Genomic DNA, 23,654 nt, shown 5'->3' with positions numbered 1-23,654 from the left:
CATACAGTTCCCGGACCGCAGAACTGTTCCGAACCTGATCTACCCTGCCGCTAGATACCCTCGCAGTCCCGCCGCCGAACGGCGAGAGCGTTCACGCAGGCGCAACCCAGATCAGGTCACAGATCCTGATCTGCTGTTGTTCCGGATAGACGCTGTAGTTGAAAAAGACGGGCTCGTTGGGCACAGGGAGGCTGTACCAGGTGACACCGCGAATCATCATGGGCAGGCCTGGAGGCGAGTTAGCGGATTCCACTGCGCTGCCTACTTCCAGTGCCAGCGCTTGGAGAAACCGCACGATGTTGTCGTGGAGATCGGCGTAGCCCGCGTCACTCATCTGTCTGAGTACCTTGGAGGCAGTCACCTGGGTGACCGCCGTCCAGCCTGTCGAAGCTGGCTGCATCAGTCGTCCGCCCCCGGGAGTTCGACGAGCCCTACGGCGGCAACGGTGTCATCCAGGCGTTGATCCCGGTCGGGCACAGCCTCGAACATGGCCTCAAGCCACCATGTGCTCATCACCGTATCCAGGGCGTCGCCTTGCTCGGCGTGCGTCACGGCGGCGTGAAACTCTTCGCGTCGCACACGGGGCAGGGCGTCATATATAGCGGCGATGGTGCGGGGAATCGCCGTCACGCAGGGACCGCCGTGCCATGGAGCAGCTCCATTGGCGTTCACTCGAATTCCGCGCCCTTCCGGCTCGAATGGGTCAGATGGCCACGCTACGCGGCAAAACATATCGGCGGGCCGAAACAGATCATGTTGCTCCCGATTCTGCTACGGCCAAAGCTCGTGTCCGATGCTCGCGCTGCCGGCAGGATCGCGTAGCCGAAGGCCCGCCATCACCGGTCGGTGCGGACGGTTCGGCACGTACACCGGTCGCCTGTCATGCGCAGCCGAGGATGCCCACCGGCTCTGCGGCCTTCACGGTCAGCACCACGATCGGCAGCATGACCCCACACAGGCGCGACAGAAGGGCATCTCCGCGCGCTCCCAACAGCGGTGCGCGACGGCCGCGAAGCGGCTGCCCAAGCCCCCTTGATTTCAAGGGATTGTGTGCTTGATCTGTCTGCACCGCTTAGCGTCTCCCTCTGACGCCTCCTCAACGCGCTGCCTGTCCCCGGAGGTGCCGGGACGGCGCTGTAGGGCGCGCGACTTGACGACTTGCAGGCGGTCGCCCTGACGTGGAAAGGCGACCGCCTGGTCCTGCCGCCGCTGACCACAACGGCAGAGAGTCGCCCTCGCCGAGTCCGAAACGAGAGGCGACGTGACGCCTGCATCGTCCCGCAGCCGTCTGTCGCCAGGGCAGCGACTCGCCCGTCGGCAGTCGCCGCCAGCAAGAACCCACTCATCTGCCCGCACAAGACCGACGCATCGTGTCGTACCCGACGACGCCGCCGCCTCGTTGAACGGATCGGAGCGCGGGATACCAGCGCTTCTGAAGCAATGCGCCGATCGAGTACCCGAAGCCCTGAGGACCCGCTTCGGGCACTCCCCCCTGTGCCCCATCCGCGTGGCACCATCGCTCTCAACCAACAACGCGGAGATCGCCTACACCCCGACCAACAATTCCTGGCTCAACCGCATCGAGGCCCAGTTCACCGCCCTGCGCTACTTCACCCTCGATGGCACCGACCACGCCAGCCACAGGGAGCAGAGCAGCATGATCCGCCGCTCCGTCATCTGGCGGAACAAGCACGCCGCCGACGAGCGCCTCCGCGATCATGAACAGGGCGAACGTTGCTTGATGAGGCACTAGCTATGCCCCTGCCGGCGTCGAAAACCAGCCGGGCAAGATTACGGCCTGAGATCAGCTGCGAACGCGCGACGAGGTCGGCCAGGAACCTGTAGGTCGCCACGACGGGAAGACCTCTCTTCACGGCGGAAGTCGCTGAGCGCGCCACTGGCCTGGGGCTTCCGTTCGAGGTAGCCAACACCAAAAGGGTTGACTACAAACGGAAGGCGCAAACGCTGACAGCAGTCTGGGAGGCCGAGACCACCGCCCCGCCGCCGCCAAACCGCAGGTGGGACGACGCTGAGGGTAGAACCGTGGCCGCCGCTCTCGACCCGCCCGCCCACCGCCTCCGAGAGCAGCGTGCATGCTCACGGCACACAGAACCCAGCTCATGGACAGGTCACCTGAGCTCGACGGCGTAGGAGTCGCCGCTGAATTCCCAGCCGTCGGTGCCTTCGCCGATGTCGGCGACGATGATGTCGTCGATGAAGCGGTCTTCGAAGTCGTCGTCGCGCAGGTCGCCGGCCGCCCAGAGCCTTTCGATGTCGCTCCAGTCGCCGCGGCGTCCGTCGATGCGCAGTGGGGCGGCGCGGCGGGTGCCGCGTTCACGTTCGTCCGCGCCGGTCTTGACCAGGCCGCTGATCTCGAACTGACCGTTCTTGACGTGGTCGGGGATGGGGTCGGCTGGGACGATGGCGACGTTCTCGTAGGCGGTGTGGATGAGATCGCGGTAGCTGCGGCGGACGTTGTGCTCCGGATCCGACAGCCACTTGAACAAGGTATCGGGCCGGACGTCGAGTCCGGCGCTCTCGAGGGCCTCGTAGCCGCGGCGGGTGCCGGTGAGCTGGCTGAGCTGGGCGTGCCAGTGCTTGGCGTTGTAGGTGGACAGCCGGTGACGTGGGGTGACTTGGGCGCGCAGGAGGTCGCCCAGGGCGGCGCCGAGGGAGGTGCCGCGCCCGGTGGGTCCGGCCATCAGTCGTCACCTTCGGGGATGAACTCGCCGGCCTGGAGGAACTTGGCCTTCACTTCGCCGAATCCGGTCCCGATCCGGTAGGTGTCGGGCGGGGTCTGGTCGGGGGTCCAGAAGATCGCGGCGTCGACCTTGCGCAAGGCGATCAGCGTGTGGCCCTCCTGGACGGCCTTGAAGGCCGCCATCCAGTGGCGGACGGAGGCTTCGGCGACCATGCTCATGCGCCAGTCCGGCCGCCAGAACGGGGAACGCTGCTCCTGCCGCTTGGGCCACAGCAGGCGCAAGGCGATGGACACGCGTGTCTTGTAAGCCGCGTACGCGTCGCCGCCGACCTGGACGAGGTCGGTGCGGGCCTCGCGCGCCGCGGTGTAGAAGGGCTTGAACAGGCTCTCGTTGGCGCGGCCGGTCCAGGAGTCGTGGATGGTCACCTTCTGGGTGAGGTGGCCGTCGCGGTGCAGGCGTTCCAGCTGCTTGATGTGCGGGGTGGTCACCCACACCCGGCCCTGGTCGTCGGTCCGGTCGATGAGCTGTCCGAGCGGGTGCGGCATGCCCGGAAAGTTCCACTCCGGGATGTCGATGAGGTAGATGCCGGCTTGGCCCTTGTCGAAGGCGTTCAGGGGGCCGGTATGCAGGAGCTTGTTCGGGGCGAGCGGAATCGCTGAGCAGGCGGAGGGGTAGGAGCCGTTGCGGTCGATCAGGCACATCAGCCCCTCTCCGAAGGAGGCGGGGACATCGAACTTGTCGCGGCGTACCCGCTTGCCGTTGTCCCGGATATGCGCGACGCGGGTGCTGGTGACGTCCGGGTGGACCCACTTCGGTTCGCCGGACATGTCCTCACTGATCAGCGGCCACGGCCCGCCGTCCCGGTCCTCGGTACGGATGACCGGGATCGGGTGCATCTTCGAACGCGCTACGGCGTCCTTGAGGATCTTCAGACCGGGAAAGACGACGCCCTCCGGCTCCTCTTCCTCATCGCCCGGCACCAGGCCGTCATCGTCGTTCCGCGTCGAGTCCTCGTCCTCGTCGTCGCCTTCAGCGTTGATGTCGACCCCGGCCAGCGGGGTGCCAGTGACTGCGGCTTCGGCCGGCGGCTGGGTGGTTGCAGCGGCAGGGGCGACGGCGTTGTAGGCGTGCAGTGCTGCGGTGAGGCGGCGGCCCTCGGCACTGTCGGGTGTCTGCACTCCGGCCGCGGCCATCGCCTTGAGCTGGGTGTGGAGTTCTTCCAGGTCCTTCACCTGACCGCCTGCGAGGGCCGTGCGCAGGGCCGCCAGCAGGTGGGCCGCCTCTGCGGCCAGTCCCTTGACGGCCCCGGAGGTGAAGGGCAGAGCGGCGTCGGCTAGTTCACGGTCGGCCGCAGTGCCCACACTGTCCGGCAGTCCACTGCCGGCATCGGCAGTGGTGGTCGACGGGGGCGCGGGCGCAATGTCTAGGAACCGGGCGTGGGCGAGGTCGGGGCGCAGCGTCGTGATGCCGATGATGCCCAGGTCGCGTTCGGCGACGGTCACGCTCGTCCCCTGCTGGCCGGGCGTCGTGGTGAGGGTGAGGATGACGTCCGCGTCTAGGAGGTTCACGATGGCCGGGTCATCGGTGTCCAGGACCGCGAGGACCGGTACCTGCTGGGTGCGGGCCAGTTCCCGCAGGATCTGGCTGGCCTCGGGAAGATGCTCGCCCGACAGCGGCAGGCGCGGGTTGCGGCACCGCTGCAGCCGGTCCACGACCACGAGCGCCAGACCGCCGTCAAGCGGCGCCGTGTCCGCAGCCGTGCTGGCGATGGCCTCGGCGGTCAGGTCGCTGCCGTCGTCGATGAGCAGCGGCGCGTGACGCAGCCGCTCGACGACCTGCTTCTCGTCCTCGGTGAGGACGCCGGTCTTGAGGCGGGCGTAGTCGCCTCCTGCCTCCGCGGCGATGATGCGGCGGGTGATGTCCGCGCTGCTCGGGCCCGAGGCGGCATACAGGACCCGGGCGCCTCGGGCGAGCGCGGTGCGGGCGGCGGCGAGACCGATCAGGCTGCCGCCCACCTGAGGTTCGGCGGCGACCAGGACTAGGCGGCCCGGGTGCATGCCGCCGGTCGCCTCGTCCAAACCTGCGAGGCCGAAGGACAGACCGGGAGCGGAACCGGAGGCGAGAACGTCGCCGATGGCGTCGCCGAGGGTGGCGAGGCGGCGGCCGCGCTCACGGGTGGGAGTGGGCTGGCTGGTCACCGCACCTCCTGCGGTCGCCACGCCCGAAGGCACGGCTGTGTCGAACGAGAGGACAAGCTCGTTCGGGTCAGCGGGGAGCAGGACAGCGATCGGCGTACTGTTGCGGCGGAGGACCTGGGGCTCTCCGTTTGCCGCCCCGGAGATCAAGGTGCCGAAGTCCTTCTGCGCCGCACTGAGCGTCCAGGTAGGGAAAACGTGGGCTTTCCGTGCCGCAGGGAACCGGTCCAACGGGACCAGCAGAACCTGCTCGGCCTTGGTGCCCGACTTGTGGATCAGCGTGGTGACCCCGTCATCCTCGGCACCCTTGACTAGGCCGTACAGGTCTCTGCGCGCGTCACTGGCCGACATCGGCCTGTGCGCCCGTGGCGGCTGACTCACTGACCCTCCCGGGCATTCAACTCCCCCACAGAATATCAGAACTAACACCTACAGCAGAGTAAAGTCACACATCAGAAGGTCCAACTTCACTAACTTGGCGAGTTCAAGGGTGAAAGGGGAAGCCGTGCCTTCTCCGTGTGGCAGGAGAGCATTGGAGGCCGGGGCGACGTCGTACGGGCGTGACCGCTTGAAGGAGGCGCAGTTGGGCCGTCTCCCCCAAGGCGTTCGACGCGGTGGTGTGGGGCCCCGAAGCCTCGATGATCGCCGACGCCTCCCCGCTCTGCACCGCCCTGGCACGAGAGCGGGATACGGATCTTCACGTGGCCGACCGGCCCCGATGCCGCACATTCGATATCGTCTGGAGCGGCGCTTCCGCGACCTGGCGTCCGAACGCCGCATGAACCAGGGGGAGTTCACGTGACCCAGGCACGGCCTAGCGAGCAGATGCGCACCCTGGGGATCGTCCAGCATGGAGCCCCCATCCTCACCGAGCCCGCCCGCCCGCCGTTTCGAGTTGCCCACCGAGCGCGAGACCGCTGAACAGGCCGTGGAGATGCTGTTCGCCTCGATGGAACGCATCACCCGGGTCCACCCCTTCGCCAAAGGCATGGGCATCGCCGCTCCTCAGATCGGCAAACCGCGGTCGGCCGCTGTCGTCCAACCCGCCAAAGCAGGCGCCGATGCCATCGTCCTCCTCAACCCCCGCATCACCGCGTCCTCCCAGGACAGCGACGAACAGTACGAGGGCTGCCTCAGCTTCTTCGACGTCCGCACCCTGGTCCCCCGCCCGCTGACCATCACCATCGAGACGACCACACTCGACGGCACCATCGTCACCACCGAATACACGCGCGGCCTGGCCCGGCTCATCACCCACGAGATCGACCACCTCAACGGTCTGCTCACTCTCGACCGTATGCGTCCGGGCGTCGACGCGATCCCGATCGAGGAGTACCGGCAGACCGGCCAGTCCTGGGCGCACGACTCCTGAACTGCGGCATATCGCCCTGCCGGGTCTCATCCACCCCTCGGACGGGCTCAACGCTGCTCACGCGCGCCATCCGCAAACCAGGCTGCGGCCACCGGTACAGGCGGGTCGTCACCGTGGTACCCCCGTTCAGGTCGACCTCGATCTGAACGTGCACCGAACCGTCCGCCCAGATCTGGCGTGCGCTGATCTGGGCGCAGCGCCAGGCTGTCGGGGACCGTACCCACAGGGCGGGGCGGTCGGTGCTCGGCCACGTCCATACCTGAGGGAGAGCACCGTCCAGCTCGCGCCGCCATGGCCGCGCCTCTCCAGCCACCAGCACCGTGCCCATGGCGCTCAGGACACCTTGCCCAGCGTCGCGGCCGGCCCGATGGCACCAAAACCGTACTTCCGGCGGACCTGGTCCATGATCCCCTCGGCCCGCAGCTTGTTCTCCCGCCGGTCGTCCAGACTGATCTGCTCGGCGACCGCATCGGCGGCGACAAGGCTGTCCTACCAGCTGTCCGACGGCAGCGCCGAGATCGTCGCCACCCTTTGCCTGGATGCGGCGCTCCCCACCGCGTACTGACCGCACCACCCGCGGCCACTCCCGCGTGGGAGCGGGGCACAGCCAGGCGGAGCCGGTTGACGACCGCCAGCCGCTCAGGCGCCGGCAGGAAGGCGACGATGAGGTCGCATCCTAGTTGGTCGAGCTGGCGCAGGCACTGGCCTGTAGGCGTGAGCCTCCAGCGAGCGGGTGAGGCCAGTACGGTATGGACCTGACCTCAGCGTCTCCTGGGCACGAGGAAAAGGGACGCCCACACAGAGTTCTGCCCGGAGGTGGCACGACGTGCTGAGCCGAAATGGTTGGCGGAGGTGGCCGTGACGCGTCCGCAGAAGGCCGACAGCAGCGCGAGAGGCTATGGGATGGTCGGGCATGCGCACAGCCACCGTTTCCAGGCCTTCCGTCGCTTCGAGCGGCACGCTGTGGCCACGTTGCAGAACAAGCGTCAGCGGCCCGGCCAGAAGTGTTCGGTCAGCAGGCGCGTGGTCGCGGGCACCTCCTCGACGCAGCTGGCCATCTGGTTCGAGGCAGCTAAGTGGACGATCAGCGACTGAGAGGGCGGCCGACCTTGACCTGAAAGGTACGCGCGACGGCGACGGGGCCTTGCTGCAGGGTGCAATGGGCTGGTCAGTGGGATGGTGACGTTGGTGTGGTGATTTCACTGACCGCACCAGCGGCCGAGGGGGGCCTGTTGGTTGCCGCTGCCGTCCGGTCCGCCTCGAACTGCGCGAAGTGTATGGCCGGATCCCTCAATGCTCACCTTCAAACAGTATGCGGAGGGTGAGTGTGCTGTATGGCTCCAGCGTCCACCTGCCGCTTTCCATTCCGGCGACTCTCTCGGGCTCACCGGTGGGGTGCTCATCAAGGCGTGAGGGCACCAATCGGGTTCCGCCGGGCGCGTGGATCATGATGTCGACGGGCTCGGCGACCGGATTGCTCAGTCGGAGAACGCAACCAGCACCGTTCTCCGCGGGTTTGAGAGCGCTGAGCTCGCAGCCTCCTTCGACGTGGAGCCCTCCGGCTGCGTCTGCGACATAGGTGCCCGGGCGAGCTTGCCAGGCGCGCAGCGGTGTCCGATACCGGGCGGCCGTACGGGCCAGGTCGCGGTCAGCTGCAATGTCTGAGCCGAAGGCCATGGCGACGGTGAATGCGTGCCGTCCCGTCATCTGGGCGTCGGGGACGGCCAGCATGGGGCCGGCGCCCGTGGTGCGGCTGCGTAGGTCGAAGCGGGACAGCCAGCCGACCGAGCGGAGCAGGGTAACCACGATTTCCTGTTGCGCCCCGCTGGCGGTCTCATCCCCCGCCAGCGCGCGCATCTCAGGCAGTCCGGGAGCGAAGAGCGCAGTGCGGTGATCGTCGCGACCGACGGCACCGAGGCTTTGGACCGGTGCGGAACCGCAGACAGCCTCGCGCCCACGCTCCTGCGGCAGCGGCCCCAGGTCGGAAACCACCGGACGCTCGATGAGGGACCAGTGTGCGTCGCCGGTCCACGTGGGTGAGCCTGCGGCGGTGGGCACATGGAGACGAAGCCGGTGGTCGTGCACCGTGTTGTCAACCTCGATGTGCCAGCGCAGGAGGGGATCGTCATGCCAGCGGGCCACGGAGATGCGAACAGGTACAGCGCGTGTCTGATCGGCTCGGCGGTCGCGCTCCGGCGCCAGGGCGATCGGGAGTTCCAGGACGGCGTCGATGTCGAGGACTTCACGGACGGCTGACCTGCGAGCTGTGCAGGCCGTCAGTCGGGGGCGGATCAGTCGGTCGTGCACTGGCGGGTCGTAGTTGTAGGTGTCTCCGCTGTCGCCGCCGTCGGTGAGGAGCCCGATTTCTGGCAGGACGGTGCCGTCGGCGCGGTGCCAGCTCAGTGAGGCGTCGGGTTGCACCTCAAAGTGTCCGCCGTCTGATGCGGTCATACGACGTTCCTCGACGCTGAATGCCCGTGCTGCAACGGGTGGTTGTGACGACAGTCGGATGCGCAGCACGGTTCGCCCGAGTCCGGGCACGCTGGGCGTGCGCAGCCACAGGCGGTGGCGCAGGGAGGGGCGCGAGTCGGGCAGGAGGTCCAGGTCTGCTTCGAAGGAGGTTTCCTGGCCGAGTTCCTCGTACTCGAAGGGGATGAGCGTGCCGTCCGCGGCGGCTATTTCCGTGGGATAGCGGCCCGGCGCCGTCAGAATCTCTGTGCTCAGCAGCTCCTGGACGGCGTAGGGGTGCGGGTTGATGATCACGAGATCGGTGTGCTCTTCGGGCCGGTCTCCATAGGCCCGCACGTCAATGCCGGCATCCGCGAGGGCGCGGAGAAGGATGTGCTCGCCGACCTGGTGGACGCGTTCGTAGCGCACGGCGTTCTCTCTGTGTACTTCGTCCACGCTGCATCCGCACAGGGAGTCGTGCGGAGCGTTGCGCAGGAGGAGGTCCCAGGCGTGGTCGAGGTCGGCGCGCAGGGTGGCCGAGTGTGGCGCGTGCAGGGCGATGAGGGGTTCGGCCCAGCGCTCCAGCAGGTTCTGGCCTGCGGTGTTGGCCTGCTTGAGGTCGGTACGGGCGGACAGGGTGCCGGGCAGGATGAACGTGAGATAGCCGGCCGGGTGACGCAGTTCGCCGTCGATCAGAGGCAGAGGCTGCTGCTCGGCTGCGGCACGGGCTGCGGTAAAGAAGTCCTCCAGGCTGCTCTGGTGCAGCACGGTGCCCTTGGGGGTACTTTCTGACAGGGACAATTTCGCCAGGCGGTGAGTGGGATCGGTAGGCGCGAGGTGGTCTCCTCCGTTCATCAGCAGCCACGGACCGTGGGGCAGGCGGGCTCGCTCCGCGGCCAGGAAGTCCGCGACGCGGCTGGCCGCTGCCTGGGTGTCATCGCCCCAGAGCAGTTCAGCGGCGTGGTAGCCCTGGTTCACGGCGAATACTTCGGAGCCATCGGGTGACCGCCAGCGGAAGCGCGCCACGCCGTCGGGGGCTCCGCGCCAGACCAGGGCGGTGTCCATGCCGAAGCCGCGCAGCACTCTCGGCAGGTCTGCGGGGTGGCCGAAGGCATCTGGGGAGTAGCCGACTTGGGCCAGCGCGCCATCAGCGGGGGCATGGCGGCGTGCGGTGAGAAGGTTGCGGATCAGGTTCTCGCCAGACACCAGCTGGTTGTCGGCCAGGACGTGCCAGGGTCCAACCGTGAGACGGCCGGCGGCCGCGTGGGCGCGCAGCCGGTCGGCGAGGTCCGGCCGCAGGGCGGCAACGTCGGCGAGGACGATTGTCTGCCCGTCAAGATGGAAGGCGCTCATCCGGCCGTCGTCCAACTGGGTGCAGACGTGTTCGGCCAGTTCCACCAAGCGGGCTCGGAAGGCTTCGAAGGGCCGGTACCACTCGCGGTCCCAGTGGACGTGGGTGACCACGTGGCAGACGGTGCTGGTGGCGTCGGCGCCGGTTGTGGTCATGCCGGGAACTCCTCGGAGGTGGTGGTGTCGGGCCTGTGGGTGCCCGAGCGGTGCAGTGCTGCGGTGAACCGGGCGGTGATGGACGTCGGGCGGGTGATGGCTCCCCCGACAACAACGGCGTGAGCGCCAAGATCAAGTGCGTGGCTGGCTTGTTCGGGAGTGGTGATGCGGCCTTCCGCGATCACGGGAACGGTCAGGTGTGCGGCCAGTCGGGCCAGCAGATCGAAGTCGGGTCCCGTCTGTGCGGAGCTGTGTTCGGTGTAGCCGGACAGGGTGGTGGCTACGGCGTCGGCTCCGGCGTCCTGCGCGGCGATGCCTTCCTCGAAGGTGGCCACGTCCGCGAGGACCGTGGCGCCTTTGTGGTGCAGAGCGTTGATCGTCGCGGTGAGGCTCAGGCCGTCCAGGCGGGGCCTGGCGGTGGCGTCGAGGGCCACGATGTCCGCCCCGGCCGAGGCAACCGCGTGCGCGTGGGTGAGGGCCGGGGTGATGTAGACGCCGGTGGCGCCCACCTTCCAGAGCCCGATGACGGGGACGTTCACGGCTGCCCGGATCGCCGTGATGTCCTGAGGGGTGTTGGCGCGGATTCCGACAGCTCCCCCGTCCACCGCGGCACGGGCCAGGCGCGCCATGATGTCGGCGCCGTACAGAGGTTCGCTTTCCAGCGCCTGGCAGGAGACGACCAGGCCGCCGCGCAGACGCTCCAGGACGCTGGTCGCGAAGGCGGGGGCGATGAGCGGGGTCTCCACAGGGGGCCTTTCGTTGGTCATGCGGGCCTCGTGAAGGTGAGCGGCGTCAGGGCCTGTTCGACGGTGCGGGACAGGGCGGTGGCTGTCTGCGCCCAGGTCAGTCCCTGCTCGAGGTCGGGAAGGACGCCGATGCGCTGCTCTTCGAGGAGACGGGACGCCGCCGTGCTGAGCGCTTGCCGGTCCGTGCTGTCGGCAGGATCGTTGGGCCGTATCTCCAGTTGCCCGGCCCGGCTGCCGGTCAGTGCGCCGGCGGCCGCCAGGAGCTGGGTGGGCACGTAGTCGCTGTGAGTGAGGGGCATGTCGAGTGCCCAGGCGAGTGGGATGCCGGTGCGCGCCAGCAGAAGCTGCAGGGCTGTCAGTTCGCGCCGGTCGCTGATGATGCGGGCGGGTGGCAGGGAGCGGGCGCAGGCCTGGGCGGCCAGAGTGCCGGCTGCTTCGCCGACGGCCCATTCGCCCTGGTGGACGCGGTAGGCGGAGGCGGCGACCTGGGTGGCGCCCAGGTTCTTCGCGCCGGCGAGGAGGTTTCTTGGTCCGTCGGCCAGCAGCGTGGACAGCGGTACTTGGAATGGTGCGGTGGGAGCGTAGGCGCTTTGGGGGTGGCCGACTCTGCTGTGCAGGTCCATGTGGTAGAGCGCCAAACCGCCGCTGTCGTGGACGTGTTGGGCCCGGGCGTGCCCGGCAATGGGTTCGAGGTCTTGCTGACGCACGGGACGTGCGATGCGCAACCGGCGGGATTCACGTAGGTAGGGTTCCTCGGCAAATCCGTCGGGGGTGCCCGCGATGTGAGGTGCGAGGACGAGTTCGGGGTAGCCGTGGCCGTCGTCGTCGCGGGGGCACTCGGTGCGCAGCCAGTGCAGGAATGCCCTAGACAGGGCTTTGGCCTCACGATAGGCGGCGGGGTCGTCAAGGGCGGAGCGGTGGGCGTAGTCGTTGCTCGACCAGTTGATCAGTGCGGCGTCCGGTCCGCCGAGGGCGGCGCCGTCGCGCAGGCGGCGGTAGGTCCAGAACGGAAGGTGGCCGTCGGGGCCGTGGGCGAACATGCGGTAGCGGTGGGTCTGCTGGTCGAAGCCGTCGATGTCGAGGCTGAAGGGCTGGTTTGCCCGCCAGTGCTCGTAGCCCGGTGGAGTGTCGCCGGTCGGTGGGAGGGATGCCGTTGCGGGCAGCCGTTCGACGACGAAACCGACGGTGCACGACTGCACTGCTTCGGGACGGGGGCCGCCCGGCAGGGCGAGACTTTCGCCCCAGGCGTCCTGTCCTTCTGAGCCGCATACCCAGGGTGTGCCGGACAGCGGAAGCAGGTCACCTGCTTCCGTGGCGTCGCAGAAGACCTCCCCGTGCACGGTGGTGGTGCGTCCCAGCCGGTCGCGGAATTCGATGGCGGTGATGCGCTGGGTGTCCTGATGCACGACGGCGGGTTGCAGTTGCGTCAGGATGCTGAGTTTCCCTGATTCCACGGCCGGGGCGAGGAGCTCGTGGAGTGCAGCCTCGATGGCGCCGGGCTCGCAGCACAGTCGGCTCACCCAGCCGCCCCCGGGATTGGCGAGACCGTCGTACCTGGCCCGGATCAGTTCGCGCAGTGTCCGGTAGGCGGCGGAAGCACCGGCCGTCTCGATGTAGGGGTGCTCGTCCAGAGCCGGCACGAGCTGAGTGGTGGCCTGACCGCCGAGCCGGACGTGGGGTGAGGCCAGGATGACCGACCTGCCGGCGCGTGCCGCCGCGAGGGCCGCGGCGCAGGCGCCGAGTCCCGACCCGGCCACCACGACATCAGCGGTGAGGGTGTCTTGGGACAGGATCATCGCTGCTCCTGGGTATTGGCGTGGCTGGTGCCAGGCAGGTCGCTACTTGGGGCGGGTGCGGTGTCCTGCGCGGGTTGCAGGTCGAAGTCGGCTTCGAAGGTGCGCTGCCAGGGCAGCCGGAGGCTGTTCGGTTCGATCTCCATGCCCATGCTGGTCAGTTCGCGGGCGCACGCGGCGAGGCCGTGTTCGATCAGGGTGTGTACGGGATGCCCGGTAGGTACGTGGTCGTGGCTGCCCAGGATGCTGCCGAGGGCTGTGCGTGCCTGTGCGCGCACGCGGGTCATGTAGGCCCAGTCCTCCAGGAAACGATGGGCCAGCAGGGTGCGGTGGGCCTGCGGGTCGAAGGTGCCGGCGCGGCGGGCTGTCACCGCGGTGACAGCGTGGGCGGCGGCAGTGCCGAGAGTGTTGCCTGCCGTGTTCCAGCCCGCGTAGGCGGTCAGGCGTGCGGCGGCCCCGGTGCGCAGCAGTTCGGTGACGAGCAGGGGGTCGGCGCCGTTGGGCTGGGCGCAGTCCGCGACCGCGACGGTGCGTCCGGCGTCGAGGAGGGCGCTGGCCCGCTCGGCGAGGGCGGCAGCGGTCGCGGCGGCCTGCGGTGAACGGGCGGCCGGTGGTGCGACGGCCCAGTCACCGGCGCCGTCCGGGGTGTGGACGAGCAGGTAGATGTCGGCGTCCGGCGTGGTGACCTGACGTGCTCCGCAAGCACCGATCTGTCCGGCGGCTGTGCGGGCGACGGTCATGTTCTCGTAGGGGGCGGTCTGTTGCAGGCCCTGCGGTACGACGGATTCGACTCGGACGGTGACCGGACCCTGGTCGAGGTGGTGGCCGAGGAAGCGGGCGACCAGCGTGGTGACCGCTTCGTCGGCGCCGGGCCGTACCGCGACGCGGTCGCCGAGGTCTAGGCGGGCGGCCCACCGGCGCAGCTGGGTGAGTTCGGCGGTGGCCAGACCCCACACCGCTGTGTCGTCGGCGCCCACGACCATCGCGTCCAGAACTCCGTCGGCGACCAGCTGCAAGGCAGCCAGGTTCAGGGTGTGATTGCGCAGCCGTCGGCCAAGAAAGTCATCGTGTACGGCCCGGGGCAGCAACTGGCGTGACGGCATTTCGGCGGGACCGGCCGACGCGGTCTCTTCAGCGCGGTGCAGGGCGGCCGAGAGGTGGTGCAGGGCGGGGCCGTGGGGGTTCCAGTAGTCGGGCTCCTCCAGCGCGTCCGCGGAGTCGGGGGTCCGGGTCACCAGCGTGACGGCCTGTACGGGCACGCCGGCACGCGCGTAGGCGTCGAGAGCGGTCCACCGGCGCAGCACCCGATGCGCTGGCACGCGGGTGGTCCGGGAGGCGATGAGGCCGCCGTATCCCAGCGTTTCCAGGCTGACGACCGCGCCGTCGACCTGGCCGAGGCATCCCGCGAGCCATGCGCCCAGGCCCTCTGCGTCCCCCGGGGTACGCAGGCGGGGCATGAGGGCGGCGGGCGGCACCAGAGTGCGCGCTCCGGCCACGGCGGCAATCTGCTGGGGCAGCCGTGTGCAGGCGGGGCGCTCGTCGAGCGGGAGCAGGGCGAGAGTGGGAGGTCTCTGGGACTGGGGGCGCAATGGTTCGGCGCTCACGTAAAGGGGTTCCTAGGAAGCGGCCGGCAGCGGTGCCGGGTGGCGGGGCGGACGCGCGCGGTGCAAGGCAGATCCGCGCGGTGGAAGCAGGGCGGTTTACAGGAGGCGTGTGGCATGTACGGCGGCTCCGAGGGCGACGGCGTCGGCGCCGAGGGCGGCAGGTACGACGGTGACGTCGCGCAGCAGCGGTAGCGCGCAGGAGGTGATCCGTTTGCGCAGGGCCTGCCCGTACCAGGGGCCGGAGTGCAGTACGCCGCCCTCGACGATGATGACGTCGCAGTCGACGACGGCGGTGACTGCGGCGAGTGCCTCGCCGAGGGCGGTACCGCCGGCGGTCAGGACGCGCTGGGCGAGCATGTCGCCGGCTGCAGCGGCTGCGGCGATGTCATGGAGGTTGGTGGCCGTGGCATCGGCAAGGTCGTTGTAGCGGGCGGTCATGGCAGGCCCGGAAGCGACGGCTTCGACGTGTCCGCGCGCGCCGCATGGGCAGGTCAGTCCTGCTGCGGTGGGAACGGGAAGGTGGCCCAGGCTGCCGGCCGCGCCGTGGGAGCCGAGCAGGACGTCGCCTCCGACGGATACGGCGCCGCCGATACCTGTCCCGGCCATTACGGCGACGGCGCTCGCCGCCCCGGTAGCGGCGCCGGCGGCGATCTCGCCCATGAGGAAGGCCTGAACGTCGCCGATCAGCTTGGCCGGCAGACCCAGGCGCTGTTCCGCGAGGTCGGCGAGCGGTGTGCCGGCCCAGCCCGGCAGCGCGCTCGTAGCGAAGGTGATGGTGCGGCTGTCGCGGCCGACCGTGCCCGCAGTGCCGATGCCCACGTTGGCCACGCGCAGTTCGTGCTCAGTAGCGCGTGAGAGGGCCTGGGCGGCCAGTTCGAGGGCCTGCGCGGCCACGGCGTCGGCTCCCCGATGTGCGGGGGTGGGCGCCTGGAGGCGCACGCGTGGCCGGTGGTTGGCGTCGAAGAGGACGGCGGCGGTCTTGGTGCCGCCGATGTCCACGCCCAGCAGGGCCGTGCGTTCTTCGTACGGTTGGGTCATGTCCGTGGCTCCCTGGTGATGCTGAGCCGGTAGTCGTAGCGGTCGCCGCGGTAGATGCCGACGGCGCGTTCCACTGCACGGCCCCGGATGTCGCGGGTGACTCGCTCGACCTGAAGGGCAGGGAAGTGAGCAGGCACGCTCAGCAGTTCGGCCTGCCGGGCATCGACGACGGTGGCACGGATGGTCTGGTCGGCATGGACGGGCGCTGCGCCCACGCTCTCCAGCCACCCGTACAGGGAGAAGGGCTCGCTGACCTCGAGGAGCCCGGGGACCAAGTCCTCGGGCAGCCAGACGTTCTCCAGGCACATGGGCTCGTCGTCGGCGAGCCGGAGCCGCTCGAGGTGGATGACGGGGGTTCCGGGGGTCAGGAAGAGATCGCGGGCGCAGGCGAGGTCGGCTCCGGTGCGTTCCATAACCAGCAGTCGGCTGCCCGGCACCATGCGGCGGCTGCGGATGTCCTCGGAGAAGGAAGTCAGATGCAGGGATTTACTGATGGTGGCGGGGTCGGCGACGAAGGTTCCGGCGCCCTGCACCCGGTACACGCGGCCCTCTACGGCGAGACGCTCCATGGCACGCCGCACGGTCATGCGGCTGACGCCGTAGCGCTGCATCAGTTCACGCTCGCTGGGCAGCGGGTCGTGGGGGTGCAATCCCTCGTCGATGAGGGCGAGAAGTTCGCTCCGGAGAGTCTCGTGCTTGGGCTCTCGTTCGCTTGACCGGGCCTTGTCGTGCTCGCCGGCACCGGCCGCGTGTGTTGCCCGCGTGTTCATCCCTTGACCGCCCCTTCGCCCACTCCGCGGAAAAAGTGCCGCTGCAGGCTGAAGAAGAGGACCAGCAGCGGGACCACCGCCATCATGGTGCCTGCCGCGATCACGCGTTGATCGTTGGTGAAGGTGCCGGAGAGGTACTGGATGCCGACGGTGAGCGTGTAGTGGGCCGGGTCGGACAGGACGATAAGCGGCCACAGGAAGTCATCCCAGGCGAAGACGAAGCTGAAGATGGCGACCACTGCGATGGTTCCGCGTACCGCGGGAAGAGCGATCCGCCAAAAGCGCTGCCACTCCCCCGCCCCGTCGATCAGGGCGGCTTCCTCCACCTCCCGCGGCAGATGCTTGAAGGCGTTGCGGAAGAGCAGGACGGACAGGCCGGTGACGGCGGTCGGCAGGGCGACTCCGAGCAGCGTGTCGTTCAGGCGGAGCGAGCGCATCATGAGGAACTCCGAGACCATGATCGACTCAAAGGGGATGATCATGGTTGCCAGGAAGATTCCCACGGCCAGGCCGCGGAAGCGGAAGCGCATGCGCGCGAGCGCATACCCGGCGAGGGCCCCGAGCAGACAGTTCGAGACCGCACTGCCCGCAGCGACCAGCAGGGAGTTGAGGCCGTAGCGCAGCACAGGAACGGTCTCTGCGGCCTGCCCGTAGTGCTCCAGCGTCGGATGCGCCGGCAAGAGCTGCGGCGGGTAGCCGAATACGGAGTCGCCCTGCCCCTTGAGCGAGGTGGACAGCTGCCAGAGGAACGGGCCGACCGTGACAGCCATAACGGTGATGAGCAGCAGATAGCGAGCGGTGAGGCCAATGGCCGGGCGCAGGCGCGGACGCGGGTCGGTGGCTCCAGCCCTAGCGGCCCTCGCGGCCCTTGGCGCGCGGCCGGTTTCACCGGGTGCCGCTGCGTTGATGGTGAGCCTCATGCCTGTTCCTCCCGCGAGTTCAGACGCGTGACCAGTACGGACAGGCCGAGCGTGGCCACGAACAGGGCAAGGCTCATGGCGGAGGCGTAGCCGGCCTCGCCGCTCAGTCCGAGGCCTGTCTCACGGATGGTGTAGACGAGAGTGCGTGCCTCGCCGCCGGGTCCGGCACTGCCGTCGCTGAGGGTGTAGACCTCTGCGAACACCTTGGCGGAGGCGATGGCGGCGAGCGTCGCCACCAGGACCATCGTCGGCCGCAGCAGCGGCACGGTGACACTCAGGAACCGTCTGGCAGGACCCGCTCCGTCGACTTCCGCCGCTTCCAGCAGGGAACGCGGCACGTTAGCGAGGGCGGCGAGGTAGACCACCATGTAGTAGCCCAGGCCCTTCCACACGGTCATCGCCATGGCACTGACCAGGAGCCAGTTGGCGTCGGTGAGGAACGGCACCGGCTCGGACACTGCGTGGGTTGCCCGCAGGAAGGAGTTGACGATGCCGTCGCTGGACAGGAGCCACGACCAGATGAGCCCCGCGACAACCATGGAGGCGACGACGGGCGAGTAGAACACCGCCCGGAAGAAGCCGATACCGGCCACCCGGCGCTGGACGAGAACGGCCAGCAGCAGCGGCAGCGCCACCAGCATGGGCACGACGACCACCAGGTACAGCGCTGTGTTGCGCAGGGAGAGCCAGAACTGGTCGTCCTCGATGAGCCGCTCATAGTTGGTGAGTCCGGTGAACTTGCCGCCGCCCAGAGTGCTGGCGTTGGTGAGCGAGAGAATCGCGGTATTGCCGAAGGGGACGATGAAGAAGGTGACCGCGACGGCGAGCGCCGGGGCGAGGAACAGCCAGGGTATGTACCAGCGTCGGCCGGTCACGAGATCCTCCGCGAAGGTTCGAACGGTGGGGCCGAGCGGCGTCGGTGCACCGCTCGGCCACCGGTGGGACGGCAGGCTTGGTCAGTTTGCGGTGATGGCGTCGGCAGCGGCGACGGCCTGGTCGAGCGCTTCCTGGGCGCTCAGCTTGCCCTGCAGGGCAAGTTCGATCTTGCCGATGACGGCCTGGGTGACTCGTGCGTCGTACTGGACGGGCACCAGATTCCGCGCCTTGGCGATCTGTTCCGCTGAGATCCGGCGGGCTGTGGCCTTGACGGAGGTGTCATCGGCCGCGGTGATGTAGGGGTCCTTCAGGGCGTCCGCGACACTGGGCAGCACGGTCACGATCTTGCTGAAGGCCAGCTGGTTCTCGGCGTTGGCCATGTAGGTGGCAAAGGCGACCGCGGCGGGCTGGTTCTTGCTGGACTTGGGTACCAGCAGGCCCATCACCGACATGTTCGTCACTCCGGACTCACCGGTGATCTGCGGTCCGACACCGGTCTGCTTCGCGATCTTCGGCGCGTTCTCCTCGATGATCGTCAGGAAGTTCGGGCCGGAGGGGAACAGGCCGATCTGTCCGCCCTGGTAGGCCTCGGTCTCCTTGCTGTGGTCCTGCGTGAGGGAGTCCTTGGGGTAGACGCCGCTCTTGTATGCCTGAATCAGCTTGGTCAGGTACGCGGCGGCCTCGGGGGTGTTGAAGGTCCACTTCTTGCCGCTGTCGTCCAGGATGGGAACGCCCTGCTTGGCCAGGTCGGTGATGAACCTGTTCTCCAGGGCTGGGTGGATGCCGTAGAAGCTGCCCTTGCCCGCCTTGGAGAGGGACTTTCCGTCGGCGAGGAGTTCGTCGAACGTTGCGGGTGGTTTGCTCGCGTCCAGTCCTGCCTTCTTGAACAGGTCCTTGTTGTACATGGTCACTTCGGACGTGAGGTACCACGGGATGCCGAAGGAGCCGGCCTTGCCGGGCACCTGGAAAGCTTCCCAGGCACCGGGTATGTAGTCGGCCTTAACATCGGCGGCGGCCTTGTCCATGTCGACGAACTGCCCCTTGGCGGCCAGCGCCTGGGCGAACTGCGGGTTGAGGTTGATCACGTCGGGCAGCGTGCCGGCCGCCGCGTCGGCGGTGATCTTCTCCTGCGCGCCTTGGAAGGGGATGTCAATCCACTTCACGTCGACGCCCGGGTGCTTCTTCTCGAAGGCGTCGATCACACCGTCGATGTAGGTGGTGAACGTCGGCTTCAGCTGGAGCGTCGCGAACGTCACGGTCCCCTTGAGGGGCCCGTCAGTTTGGGGGCTGCTGGCGGCGTTGTCGTTCGAGCCGCCAAGACCGCAGGCAGTGGTCAGGGCACCGAGGGCCAGGACTGCCGAGGCGAGGCGGAGGCCTCTGTGGGAAGGCATGGATCTCCTTGCGCATCCGAGAATCGTGCGGTCCGGGACGCAGCGGAGCCTCCAAGACCAAGAAGTGGTCCGTACCACTTCGGAGGAGAGTCTGTGCCCCGACCATCCCGTCGTCAAGATCTCGACGCAAGGTTTCACAACGGCCCCTGCGCCGGCATCCCATCGGCAGACATCGCGTACAGGGTCTTGCCAACTCAACCGTGACATGGGTTGATGTGCGGCGTCTCTCGACGAAAGGATGCACAGATGACGTTGCAACCCTCCCGGCGCAGCCTTGTTCGACTCCTCTCAGCGGGACTGGGTGGAGGCATCTTCGCCCTCGGGACAGGCAGCGCACAGGCCGCGACATATACGGACCAGCGATCGCTTACACAATCAGAGGACCGGACCACTGCCGGGTTCGATGAGAGTGCTTGGACGCCCGGCGCGCCCACGGCGCCCGGCCCGACCGTCCCGCGTGAACAGCTGCTCCAACTGCCAGGAGCCCTCGGCGGCCCCGAGATGGTCGTCTCCAACAATCCCGAGACGGTGACAGGGCCGGGATGGCTGATGCAGCACAGCCGCACCTCGGCAGCACGAGGAGGCGCCGCGCGCTCCCTGTCTGGAACGTTTCCGCTATACCTCTACCACCAGAACAGCACAGGAGGCGCCGCCTACCTGCACGTGCTGGCCTCCAACCCGGGCGCCACTGCGGTCACGGTCTCCGCACGCGGCGCCGCCTGGACCAATGCCGACAAGCCCCTCGTCCAGGATCCGGCTATGCGCGCAGGCACAGGCCCCTGCTACGCCACCTCCTCGGACTGGCTCACAGGTGGGACACGCGTGTTCCTCAACCCGACCCAGGTGGCATCCAAGAAGATGGTCGAGGTGGCCCGCCTGCCCATGACCGGATCCATTCTGGACGGCCGTCTCGAGATCACGGCAAGCTCAGGCGTTTACACATACGCCGTCGTCACCACCGACGGCAGTACGCAAACAGCTATGAACCTGTCGCAGACAGACGGAGCCTGGGCGCCGGGAAACATCGTGTCCCAGACCGCGACGACTTACGGGCGGGAAGCGGGCGTCTACGGCGCCTCGGCATGGAACACGGGACAGGTGACCCTCGATGTACCCGCCGCTGGCCACCACGTGGGCTTCGCCGTCAACACGACCCACCGCCAGGTCGCAGCACTCGACCAGACAGCGCCCGCCACGGCCGCCCTGACGGACTCCTCCCAGCGCAGCTGGGGCAACTACGGCTCGTGGTACAACATCGACCTGCTCCTGCGTAACAACGGAGCCGAATCTCGGACGGTCCAACTCACCTTCGGCTCCAATGTCACAGGCACTACAGATGTCCCGGGCAACACCTGGAACGGCGCTGTCGCAGTGTCCGTCGACAACGCACCGGAAGACATCGTGACCACCTACGTTCGGCCGACCGTTCCGCGCGACACCCTCCAGACCGTTACTGTCGCGACCGGACAATCGCGAGCAGTGTCTCTTCGCTTCCTGGTCCCCGGCCTAATCACGGCTGGATCCCAACTGCTGCTGGAAAGCATCTGACGCCTCACTCGTCCTGAACCGCGCACTGCCAGCTCATAGAGCCTTTACAGAAACGGTAGTCAGGTCTCTGCCTTCCGGGATTTCCGCCCGGAAGGTACCGTCACATCACCGGAGCATGAGGGCTTCGGCTTGTGCGGGCCGCCGCTTCCGTCTCTGCCGCTGCCGCGGCAGGGTTGCACCACCACCTGCCGCCCCACCCCGGCCTTGCGGCGGGGACGGATGGCGCGGGACTTGCGGTCGGCTCCACGAGGCTTCGACCGCGTGGACGATGTCCTGGTCTCCGCCACTCCGGGAACAAGACAATCTGTGGCTGGGTCCCGCCCCTGCGGGATGTCCACGGACATCACCGAACGGACGCGGGCCTTGAAGCCCGACGCCCCGGCACAGCCATCCAAGCAGTTCTTCCATACCTGGAAGTACGTCTTCAGTACCGCTTACGCGGCCTGGGCGGGCAGGACAGCGAGCCAGCCGATCTCGCCTCTGGCCCGGCGGATCGCCGTATCCGCTGCGGCCAGGTCGCCTACAACCCTGACGCCCGAGCTCTGCCGTGGCCTGCAGCCCGGACAAGCTGAACAGGCGCCGCGCACCACTCGATGCGCGCACGGTGAGGGGCCCGACCCCGGGTCCCTCACCCATGCCTCCCAGGCTCCACCCTCCTCGACCGACCACCCGGCATCCGGGCACTCCCCCAGGCTCCGGCAAACAGATCGAGCAGTGCGGTCCCGCGCCCGCCTTCCGCGCCGATGTCAGCCTCGCGACGCGAATGGGACAGACCGGGCCCGATGTCCTCGGCTTACTTCGGGATACACCCCTGATCACTTGCCGCTGTCGATCACTGTCACCCGTTCGCTGACAGCCAGTTGCGTGGAAGCGATTCCAACGAGGCTCGCCGGATGGCCCTCCTTTGGCTAGCCGTGGTTGCACCCCAGATCCCGTCGTCCTCGCCCTGATCGATCGCCCAGGCGCGGCACAAGAGGAGAACTGGGCACCGGCGGCATACAGCACGGGCCTGCGAGGCCGACGACTCCGCAGCGGGAGAATCACTCAACGGGAAGAACAGTTCTGGATCCTCGCCGACACACGCAGCCTTGCCACGCCAGTTGGAGTCGGACTGTGATGCAGGGGTTGAGCTGTTCATCATGCACCTCTGGTAGCCCGACCGGAACAGTCAGGACGGCTGCATCAACACCCTTGAGGTGCCGATGGCCCGGCAGAGGTTTGGACTAATTTATAGTCTTTCTTACAGCGAGTGCATCTCGAGATTCCTTCACGATGCGCCAGGTCAGTCATGCAAGCCCCGGACCGCTAGCGCGGCGGTCCCGCACACGTTCCCACGACGCATGCTCGGGGTCACGAGGTTGTGCAGTTGCTAGGCGACCTCGGCCGGCCAGGCAGTCACTGCACCCACCGATCATCTCAGCCTCAGCTTTCGCCTGACCCCATCGGTCATTGACATCGGTGTAGCCGATGTCAATGATCCACAAGGCTCCCCTCACGCTTGTCCGGCTTCCCAATAGACCAAACTGCCGCATCCGCCCGACGGAAAACCCTTCCAGCCCGGCTGAGAACGGCGCTCAAGTCCGTCCCTCCCATCCGTCGACGCCTCCGGACTCGGAGAGCCGATCCCCGCATCGGAGTTCTCCCAGAACTTCACGGCTCTTGCCGGGCGCATCTCTTTGACGGACAAATCGGGAACATCTCATGAGCATGCATGCCCACACAAAGGTGGAGGAACTGCATGGATGCATACGAGAAAGTCCCTGTCGGGACTAACGTCACAACAGGTGCGCTCGCGCGTAAGCTCGGCATCTCCCCCACCACCCTGCGCTCATGGGACCGACGCTACGGACTCGGACCGGCGGCAAGGACCGAGGGACATCACCGCCGTTGGTCCGCCGAGGACGTCGCGATGGTGGAGGAGATGTGCCACCTGACGGCGCAGGGCGTACCACCGGCCGAGGCGGCCCGCGCGGCGAAAGACTGGGCTGCCAAGGTCCGCACCGCCACAGATGTCTCGTCCATCACGATTCCCCACCGCTTGACAGCGATCACCGAGCCGCCATCCGACTCTCCCCCAACCTCACCCACCACCCCGTCCAACCCAGACTGGCGCCGCCGGTCCAAAGGAATTGCCCGGGCAGCGCTACGCATGGACGCCGAGGCAGTGCATGAGCAGATCACGGCGGCCATCGGGTCCTACGGGGTCATGACCGCGCGGGAAGAGGTGATCACCCCGACCCTGCTCTCGATCGGTCGCAAATGGGAGTCCTCCGAGGACACGTACGTCGAGGTGGAACATCTACTGTCCTGGCACATCTCGGCAGCACTCCGCCACACCTATGCCCGCGCAGTCGCTACAAACAGGCCCGCCGAAATCCGCCCCATCCTCTTGGCGGTGCCGTACTCGGCGGTCACGGCGGTGGTGAGCCTGCATGCCCGACGAACAGCACACCCTCCCGCTGGATGCGCTCACCGCAGTTCTGGCGGAACGGGGGCAGCGCGTGATCACGCTAGGCAGTTCGGTACCAGCTGAATCCATTGAAGCCGCCGTCCGACGGATCGCTCCCGCCTCAGTGGCTCTATGGTCTCAGTCCCGCAGCACTGCCAACTTTCCTCTCTGTCACCACCTCGCCGCAATCCGCTGGGGTATCCACGGCGCCCGAACCCACAGTCACATCTTGCTGTGCGGACCAGGCTGGGGCCGGCGCTGTGAAGCCGAACTTCTGCACCCCCAGACCTTGAGCG

Annotated in this window: 20 protein-coding genes and 2 pseudogenes; 6 read left to right on the top strand and 16 right to left on the bottom strand. The window is 67.9% G+C overall.

Annotation, left to right across the window (positions count from 1 at the left end; translation table 11 throughout):
- Window positions 1-91: 91 nt before the first annotated feature.
- Both ACFYYF_RS35375 and ACFYYF_RS35370 read right to left on the bottom strand, forming a co-directional pair.
- Complete coding sequence (locus tag ACFYYF_RS35375) at window positions 92-334, bottom strand: hypothetical protein (RefSeq protein WP_388782120.1); 243 nt, start codon at window positions 332-334, stop codon at window positions 92-94.
- A 65-nt stretch (window positions 335-399) separates the two neighbouring features.
- A complete protein-coding gene (locus ACFYYF_RS35370; protein WP_388782117.1) occupies window positions 400-630 on the bottom strand; it encodes a hypothetical protein in 231 nt (76 codons plus the stop codon).
- An 898-nt stretch (window positions 631-1,528) separates the two neighbouring features.
- Here ACFYYF_RS35370 and ACFYYF_RS35365 point away from each other — a divergent pair.
- Window positions 1,529-1,742: pseudogene (locus tag ACFYYF_RS35365) on the top strand (transposase); the annotation flags it as partial.
- Window positions 1,743-2,129: 387 nt separating this feature from the next.
- On the opposite strand, the gene ACFYYF_RS35360 reads toward ACFYYF_RS35365, so the two are convergent.
- Window positions 2,130-2,702 (bottom strand): hypothetical protein, encoded by a 573-nt coding sequence (locus ACFYYF_RS35360; protein WP_388782114.1) that lies wholly within the window; start codon window positions 2,700-2,702, stop codon window positions 2,130-2,132.
- Window positions 2,702-4,900 (bottom strand): DnaB-like helicase C-terminal domain-containing protein, encoded by a 2,199-nt coding sequence (locus tag ACFYYF_RS35355; RefSeq protein ID WP_388782111.1) that lies wholly within the window; start codon window positions 4,898-4,900, stop codon window positions 2,702-2,704. Before ACFYYF_RS35355 ends, ACFYYF_RS35360 begins: the two co-directional genes overlap by 1 nt.
- 847 nt (window positions 4,901-5,747) lie before the next feature.
- Between ACFYYF_RS35355 and ACFYYF_RS35350 the strand changes: the two genes are divergently transcribed.
- Both ACFYYF_RS35350 and ACFYYF_RS35345 read left to right on the top strand, forming a co-directional pair.
- Window positions 5,748-6,269: a peptide deformylase gene (locus tag ACFYYF_RS35350; protein WP_388782108.1), complete on the top strand. Its 522-nt coding sequence runs from the start codon at window positions 5,748-5,750 to the stop codon at window positions 6,267-6,269.
- A 367-nt stretch (window positions 6,270-6,636) separates the two neighbouring features.
- Window positions 6,637-6,834 (top strand): hypothetical protein, encoded by a 198-nt coding sequence (locus ACFYYF_RS35345; protein WP_388782105.1) that lies wholly within the window; start codon window positions 6,637-6,639, stop codon window positions 6,832-6,834.
- Window positions 6,835-6,908: 74 nt separating this feature from the next.
- On the opposite strand, the gene ACFYYF_RS35340 is transcribed toward ACFYYF_RS35345, so the two are convergent.
- The gene (locus ACFYYF_RS35340; protein WP_388782102.1) at window positions 6,909-7,229 is read right to left on the bottom strand and encodes a hypothetical protein; all 321 of its coding nucleotides are present in this window, start codon (window positions 7,227-7,229) and stop codon (window positions 6,909-6,911) included.
- Between ACFYYF_RS35340 and ACFYYF_RS35335 the strand changes: the two genes are divergently transcribed.
- Window positions 7,128-7,364, top strand: a complete 237-nt coding sequence (locus tag ACFYYF_RS35335; RefSeq protein ID WP_388782232.1) for a hypothetical protein — start codon at window positions 7,128-7,130, stop codon at window positions 7,362-7,364. The genes ACFYYF_RS35340 and ACFYYF_RS35335 overlap by 102 nt on opposite strands.
- 195 nt (window positions 7,365-7,559) lie before the next feature.
- Here ACFYYF_RS35335 and ACFYYF_RS35330 read toward each other — a convergent pair whose 3' ends face one another.
- The 9 genes from ACFYYF_RS35330 to ACFYYF_RS35290 form a co-directional block, all read right to left on the bottom strand.
- Window positions 7,560-10,223, bottom strand: a complete 2,664-nt coding sequence (locus ACFYYF_RS35330; protein ID WP_388782099.1) for a hypothetical protein — start codon at window positions 10,221-10,223, stop codon at window positions 7,560-7,562.
- Window positions 10,220-10,990, bottom strand: a complete 771-nt coding sequence (locus ACFYYF_RS35325; protein WP_388782096.1) for an N-acetylmannosamine-6-phosphate 2-epimerase — start codon at window positions 10,988-10,990, stop codon at window positions 10,220-10,222. Before ACFYYF_RS35325 ends, ACFYYF_RS35330 begins: the two co-directional genes overlap by 4 nt.
- Window positions 10,987-12,765 (bottom strand): FAD-dependent oxidoreductase, encoded by a 1,779-nt coding sequence (locus ACFYYF_RS35320; RefSeq protein ID WP_388782093.1) that lies wholly within the window; start codon window positions 12,763-12,765, stop codon window positions 10,987-10,989. The genes ACFYYF_RS35325 and ACFYYF_RS35320 overlap by 4 nt, the downstream gene beginning before the upstream one ends.
- A complete protein-coding gene (locus tag ACFYYF_RS35315) occupies window positions 12,762-14,366 on the bottom strand; it encodes a DUF4127 family protein (RefSeq protein ID WP_388782090.1) in 1,605 nt (534 codons plus the stop codon). The genes ACFYYF_RS35320 and ACFYYF_RS35315 overlap by 4 nt, the downstream gene beginning before the upstream one ends.
- Before the next feature lie 96 nt (window positions 14,367-14,462).
- The gene (locus ACFYYF_RS35310; protein WP_388782087.1) at window positions 14,463-15,404 is read right to left on the bottom strand and encodes an ROK family protein; all 942 of its coding nucleotides are present in this window, start codon (window positions 15,402-15,404) and stop codon (window positions 14,463-14,465) included.
- A complete protein-coding gene (locus ACFYYF_RS35305; RefSeq protein WP_388782084.1) occupies window positions 15,401-16,174 on the bottom strand; it encodes a GntR family transcriptional regulator in 774 nt (257 codons plus the stop codon). Before ACFYYF_RS35305 ends, ACFYYF_RS35310 begins: the two co-directional genes overlap by 4 nt.
- Window positions 16,171-17,094, bottom strand: a complete 924-nt coding sequence (locus ACFYYF_RS35300; protein ID WP_388782081.1) for a carbohydrate ABC transporter permease — start codon at window positions 17,092-17,094, stop codon at window positions 16,171-16,173. The genes ACFYYF_RS35305 and ACFYYF_RS35300 overlap by 4 nt, the downstream gene beginning before the upstream one ends.
- The gene (locus tag ACFYYF_RS35295; protein WP_388782078.1) at window positions 17,091-17,969 is read right to left on the bottom strand and encodes a carbohydrate ABC transporter permease; all 879 of its coding nucleotides are present in this window, start codon (window positions 17,967-17,969) and stop codon (window positions 17,091-17,093) included. The genes ACFYYF_RS35300 and ACFYYF_RS35295 overlap by 4 nt, the downstream gene beginning before the upstream one ends.
- Window positions 17,970-18,050: 81 nt before the next feature.
- Window positions 18,051-19,361 (bottom strand): ABC transporter substrate-binding protein, encoded by a 1,311-nt coding sequence (locus ACFYYF_RS35290; RefSeq protein ID WP_388782075.1) that lies wholly within the window; start codon window positions 19,359-19,361, stop codon window positions 18,051-18,053.
- Window positions 19,362-19,574: 213 nt separating this feature from the next.
- On the opposite strand from ACFYYF_RS35290, the gene ACFYYF_RS35285 reads away from it, so the two are divergent.
- Complete coding sequence (locus ACFYYF_RS35285; RefSeq protein WP_388782226.1) at window positions 19,575-20,909, top strand: DUF3370 family protein; 1,335 nt, start codon at window positions 19,575-19,577, stop codon at window positions 20,907-20,909.
- Between the two features lie 314 nt (window positions 20,910-21,223).
- Here the strand turns inward: ACFYYF_RS35285 and ACFYYF_RS35280 are convergent.
- Both ACFYYF_RS35280 and ACFYYF_RS35275 read right to left on the bottom strand, forming a co-directional pair.
- A pseudogene (locus tag ACFYYF_RS35280) lies at window positions 21,224-21,424 on the bottom strand (RNA-guided endonuclease TnpB family protein); the annotation flags it as partial.
- 323 nt (window positions 21,425-21,747) lie between these two features.
- Window positions 21,748-22,047, bottom strand: coding sequence for a WhiB family transcriptional regulator (locus ACFYYF_RS35275; RefSeq protein ID WP_388782223.1), 300 nt, complete (start codon window positions 22,045-22,047; stop codon window positions 21,748-21,750).
- Between the two features lie 600 nt (window positions 22,048-22,647).
- Here ACFYYF_RS35275 and ACFYYF_RS35270 point away from each other — a divergent pair.
- Window positions 22,648-23,442: a MerR family transcriptional regulator gene (locus ACFYYF_RS35270; RefSeq protein WP_388782072.1), complete on the top strand. Its 795-nt coding sequence runs from the start codon at window positions 22,648-22,650 to the stop codon at window positions 23,440-23,442.
- Window positions 23,443-23,654 lie beyond the last annotated feature (212 nt).

Source organism: Streptomyces sp. NPDC001914 (genome assembly GCF_042891215.1).
GTDB lineage: Bacteria > Actinomycetota > Actinomycetes > Streptomycetales > Streptomycetaceae > Streptomyces.
This window is presented reverse-complemented; position numbering and strand designations above follow the sequence as displayed.

What these genes read in the sequence shown, in the direction of transcription:
- ACFYYF_RS35375 (WP_388782120.1), bottom strand. Translation starts at nt 334, where the DNA reads ATGAGTGACGCGGGCTACGCCGATCTCCACGACAACATCGTGCGGTTT.
- ACFYYF_RS35360 (WP_388782114.1), bottom strand. Translation starts at nt 2,702, where the DNA reads ATGGCCGGACCCACCGGGCGCGGCACCTCCCTCGGCGCCGCCCTGGGC.
- ACFYYF_RS35350 (WP_388782108.1), top strand. Translation starts at nt 5,748, where the DNA reads ATGGAGCCCCCATCCTCACCGAGCCCGCCCGCCCGCCGTTTCGAGTTG.
- ACFYYF_RS35345 (WP_388782105.1), top strand. Translation starts at nt 6,637, where the DNA reads ATGGCACCAAAACCGTACTTCCGGCGGACCTGGTCCATGATCCCCTCG.
- ACFYYF_RS35330 (WP_388782099.1), bottom strand. Translation starts at nt 10,223, where the DNA reads ATGACCACAACCGGCGCCGACGCCACCAGCACCGTCTGCCACGTGGTC.
- ACFYYF_RS35325 (WP_388782096.1), bottom strand. Translation starts at nt 10,990, where the DNA reads ATGACCAACGAAAGGCCCCCTGTGGAGACCCCGCTCATCGCCCCCGCC.
- ACFYYF_RS35320 (WP_388782093.1), bottom strand. Translation starts at nt 12,765, where the DNA reads ATGATCCTGTCCCAAGACACCCTCACCGCTGATGTCGTGGTGGCCGGG.
- ACFYYF_RS35310 (WP_388782087.1), bottom strand. Translation starts at nt 15,404, where the DNA reads ATGACCCAACCGTACGAAGAACGCACGGCCCTGCTGGGCGTGGACATC.
- ACFYYF_RS35305 (WP_388782084.1), bottom strand. Translation starts at nt 16,174, where the DNA reads ATGAACACGCGGGCAACACACGCGGCCGGTGCCGGCGAGCACGACAAG.
- ACFYYF_RS35300 (WP_388782081.1), bottom strand. Translation starts at nt 17,094, where the DNA reads ATGAGGCTCACCATCAACGCAGCGGCACCCGGTGAAACCGGCCGCGCG.
- ACFYYF_RS35290 (WP_388782075.1), bottom strand. Translation starts at nt 19,361, where the DNA reads ATGCCTTCCCACAGAGGCCTCCGCCTCGCCTCGGCAGTCCTGGCCCTC.
- ACFYYF_RS35285 (WP_388782226.1), top strand. Translation starts at nt 19,575, where the DNA reads ATGTGCGGCGTCTCTCGACGAAAGGATGCACAGATGACGTTGCAACCC.
- ACFYYF_RS35275 (WP_388782223.1), bottom strand. Translation starts at nt 22,047, where the DNA reads ATGAACAGCTCAACCCCTGCATCACAGTCCGACTCCAACTGGCGTGGC.
- ACFYYF_RS35270 (WP_388782072.1), top strand. Translation starts at nt 22,648, where the DNA reads ATGGATGCATACGAGAAAGTCCCTGTCGGGACTAACGTCACAACAGGT.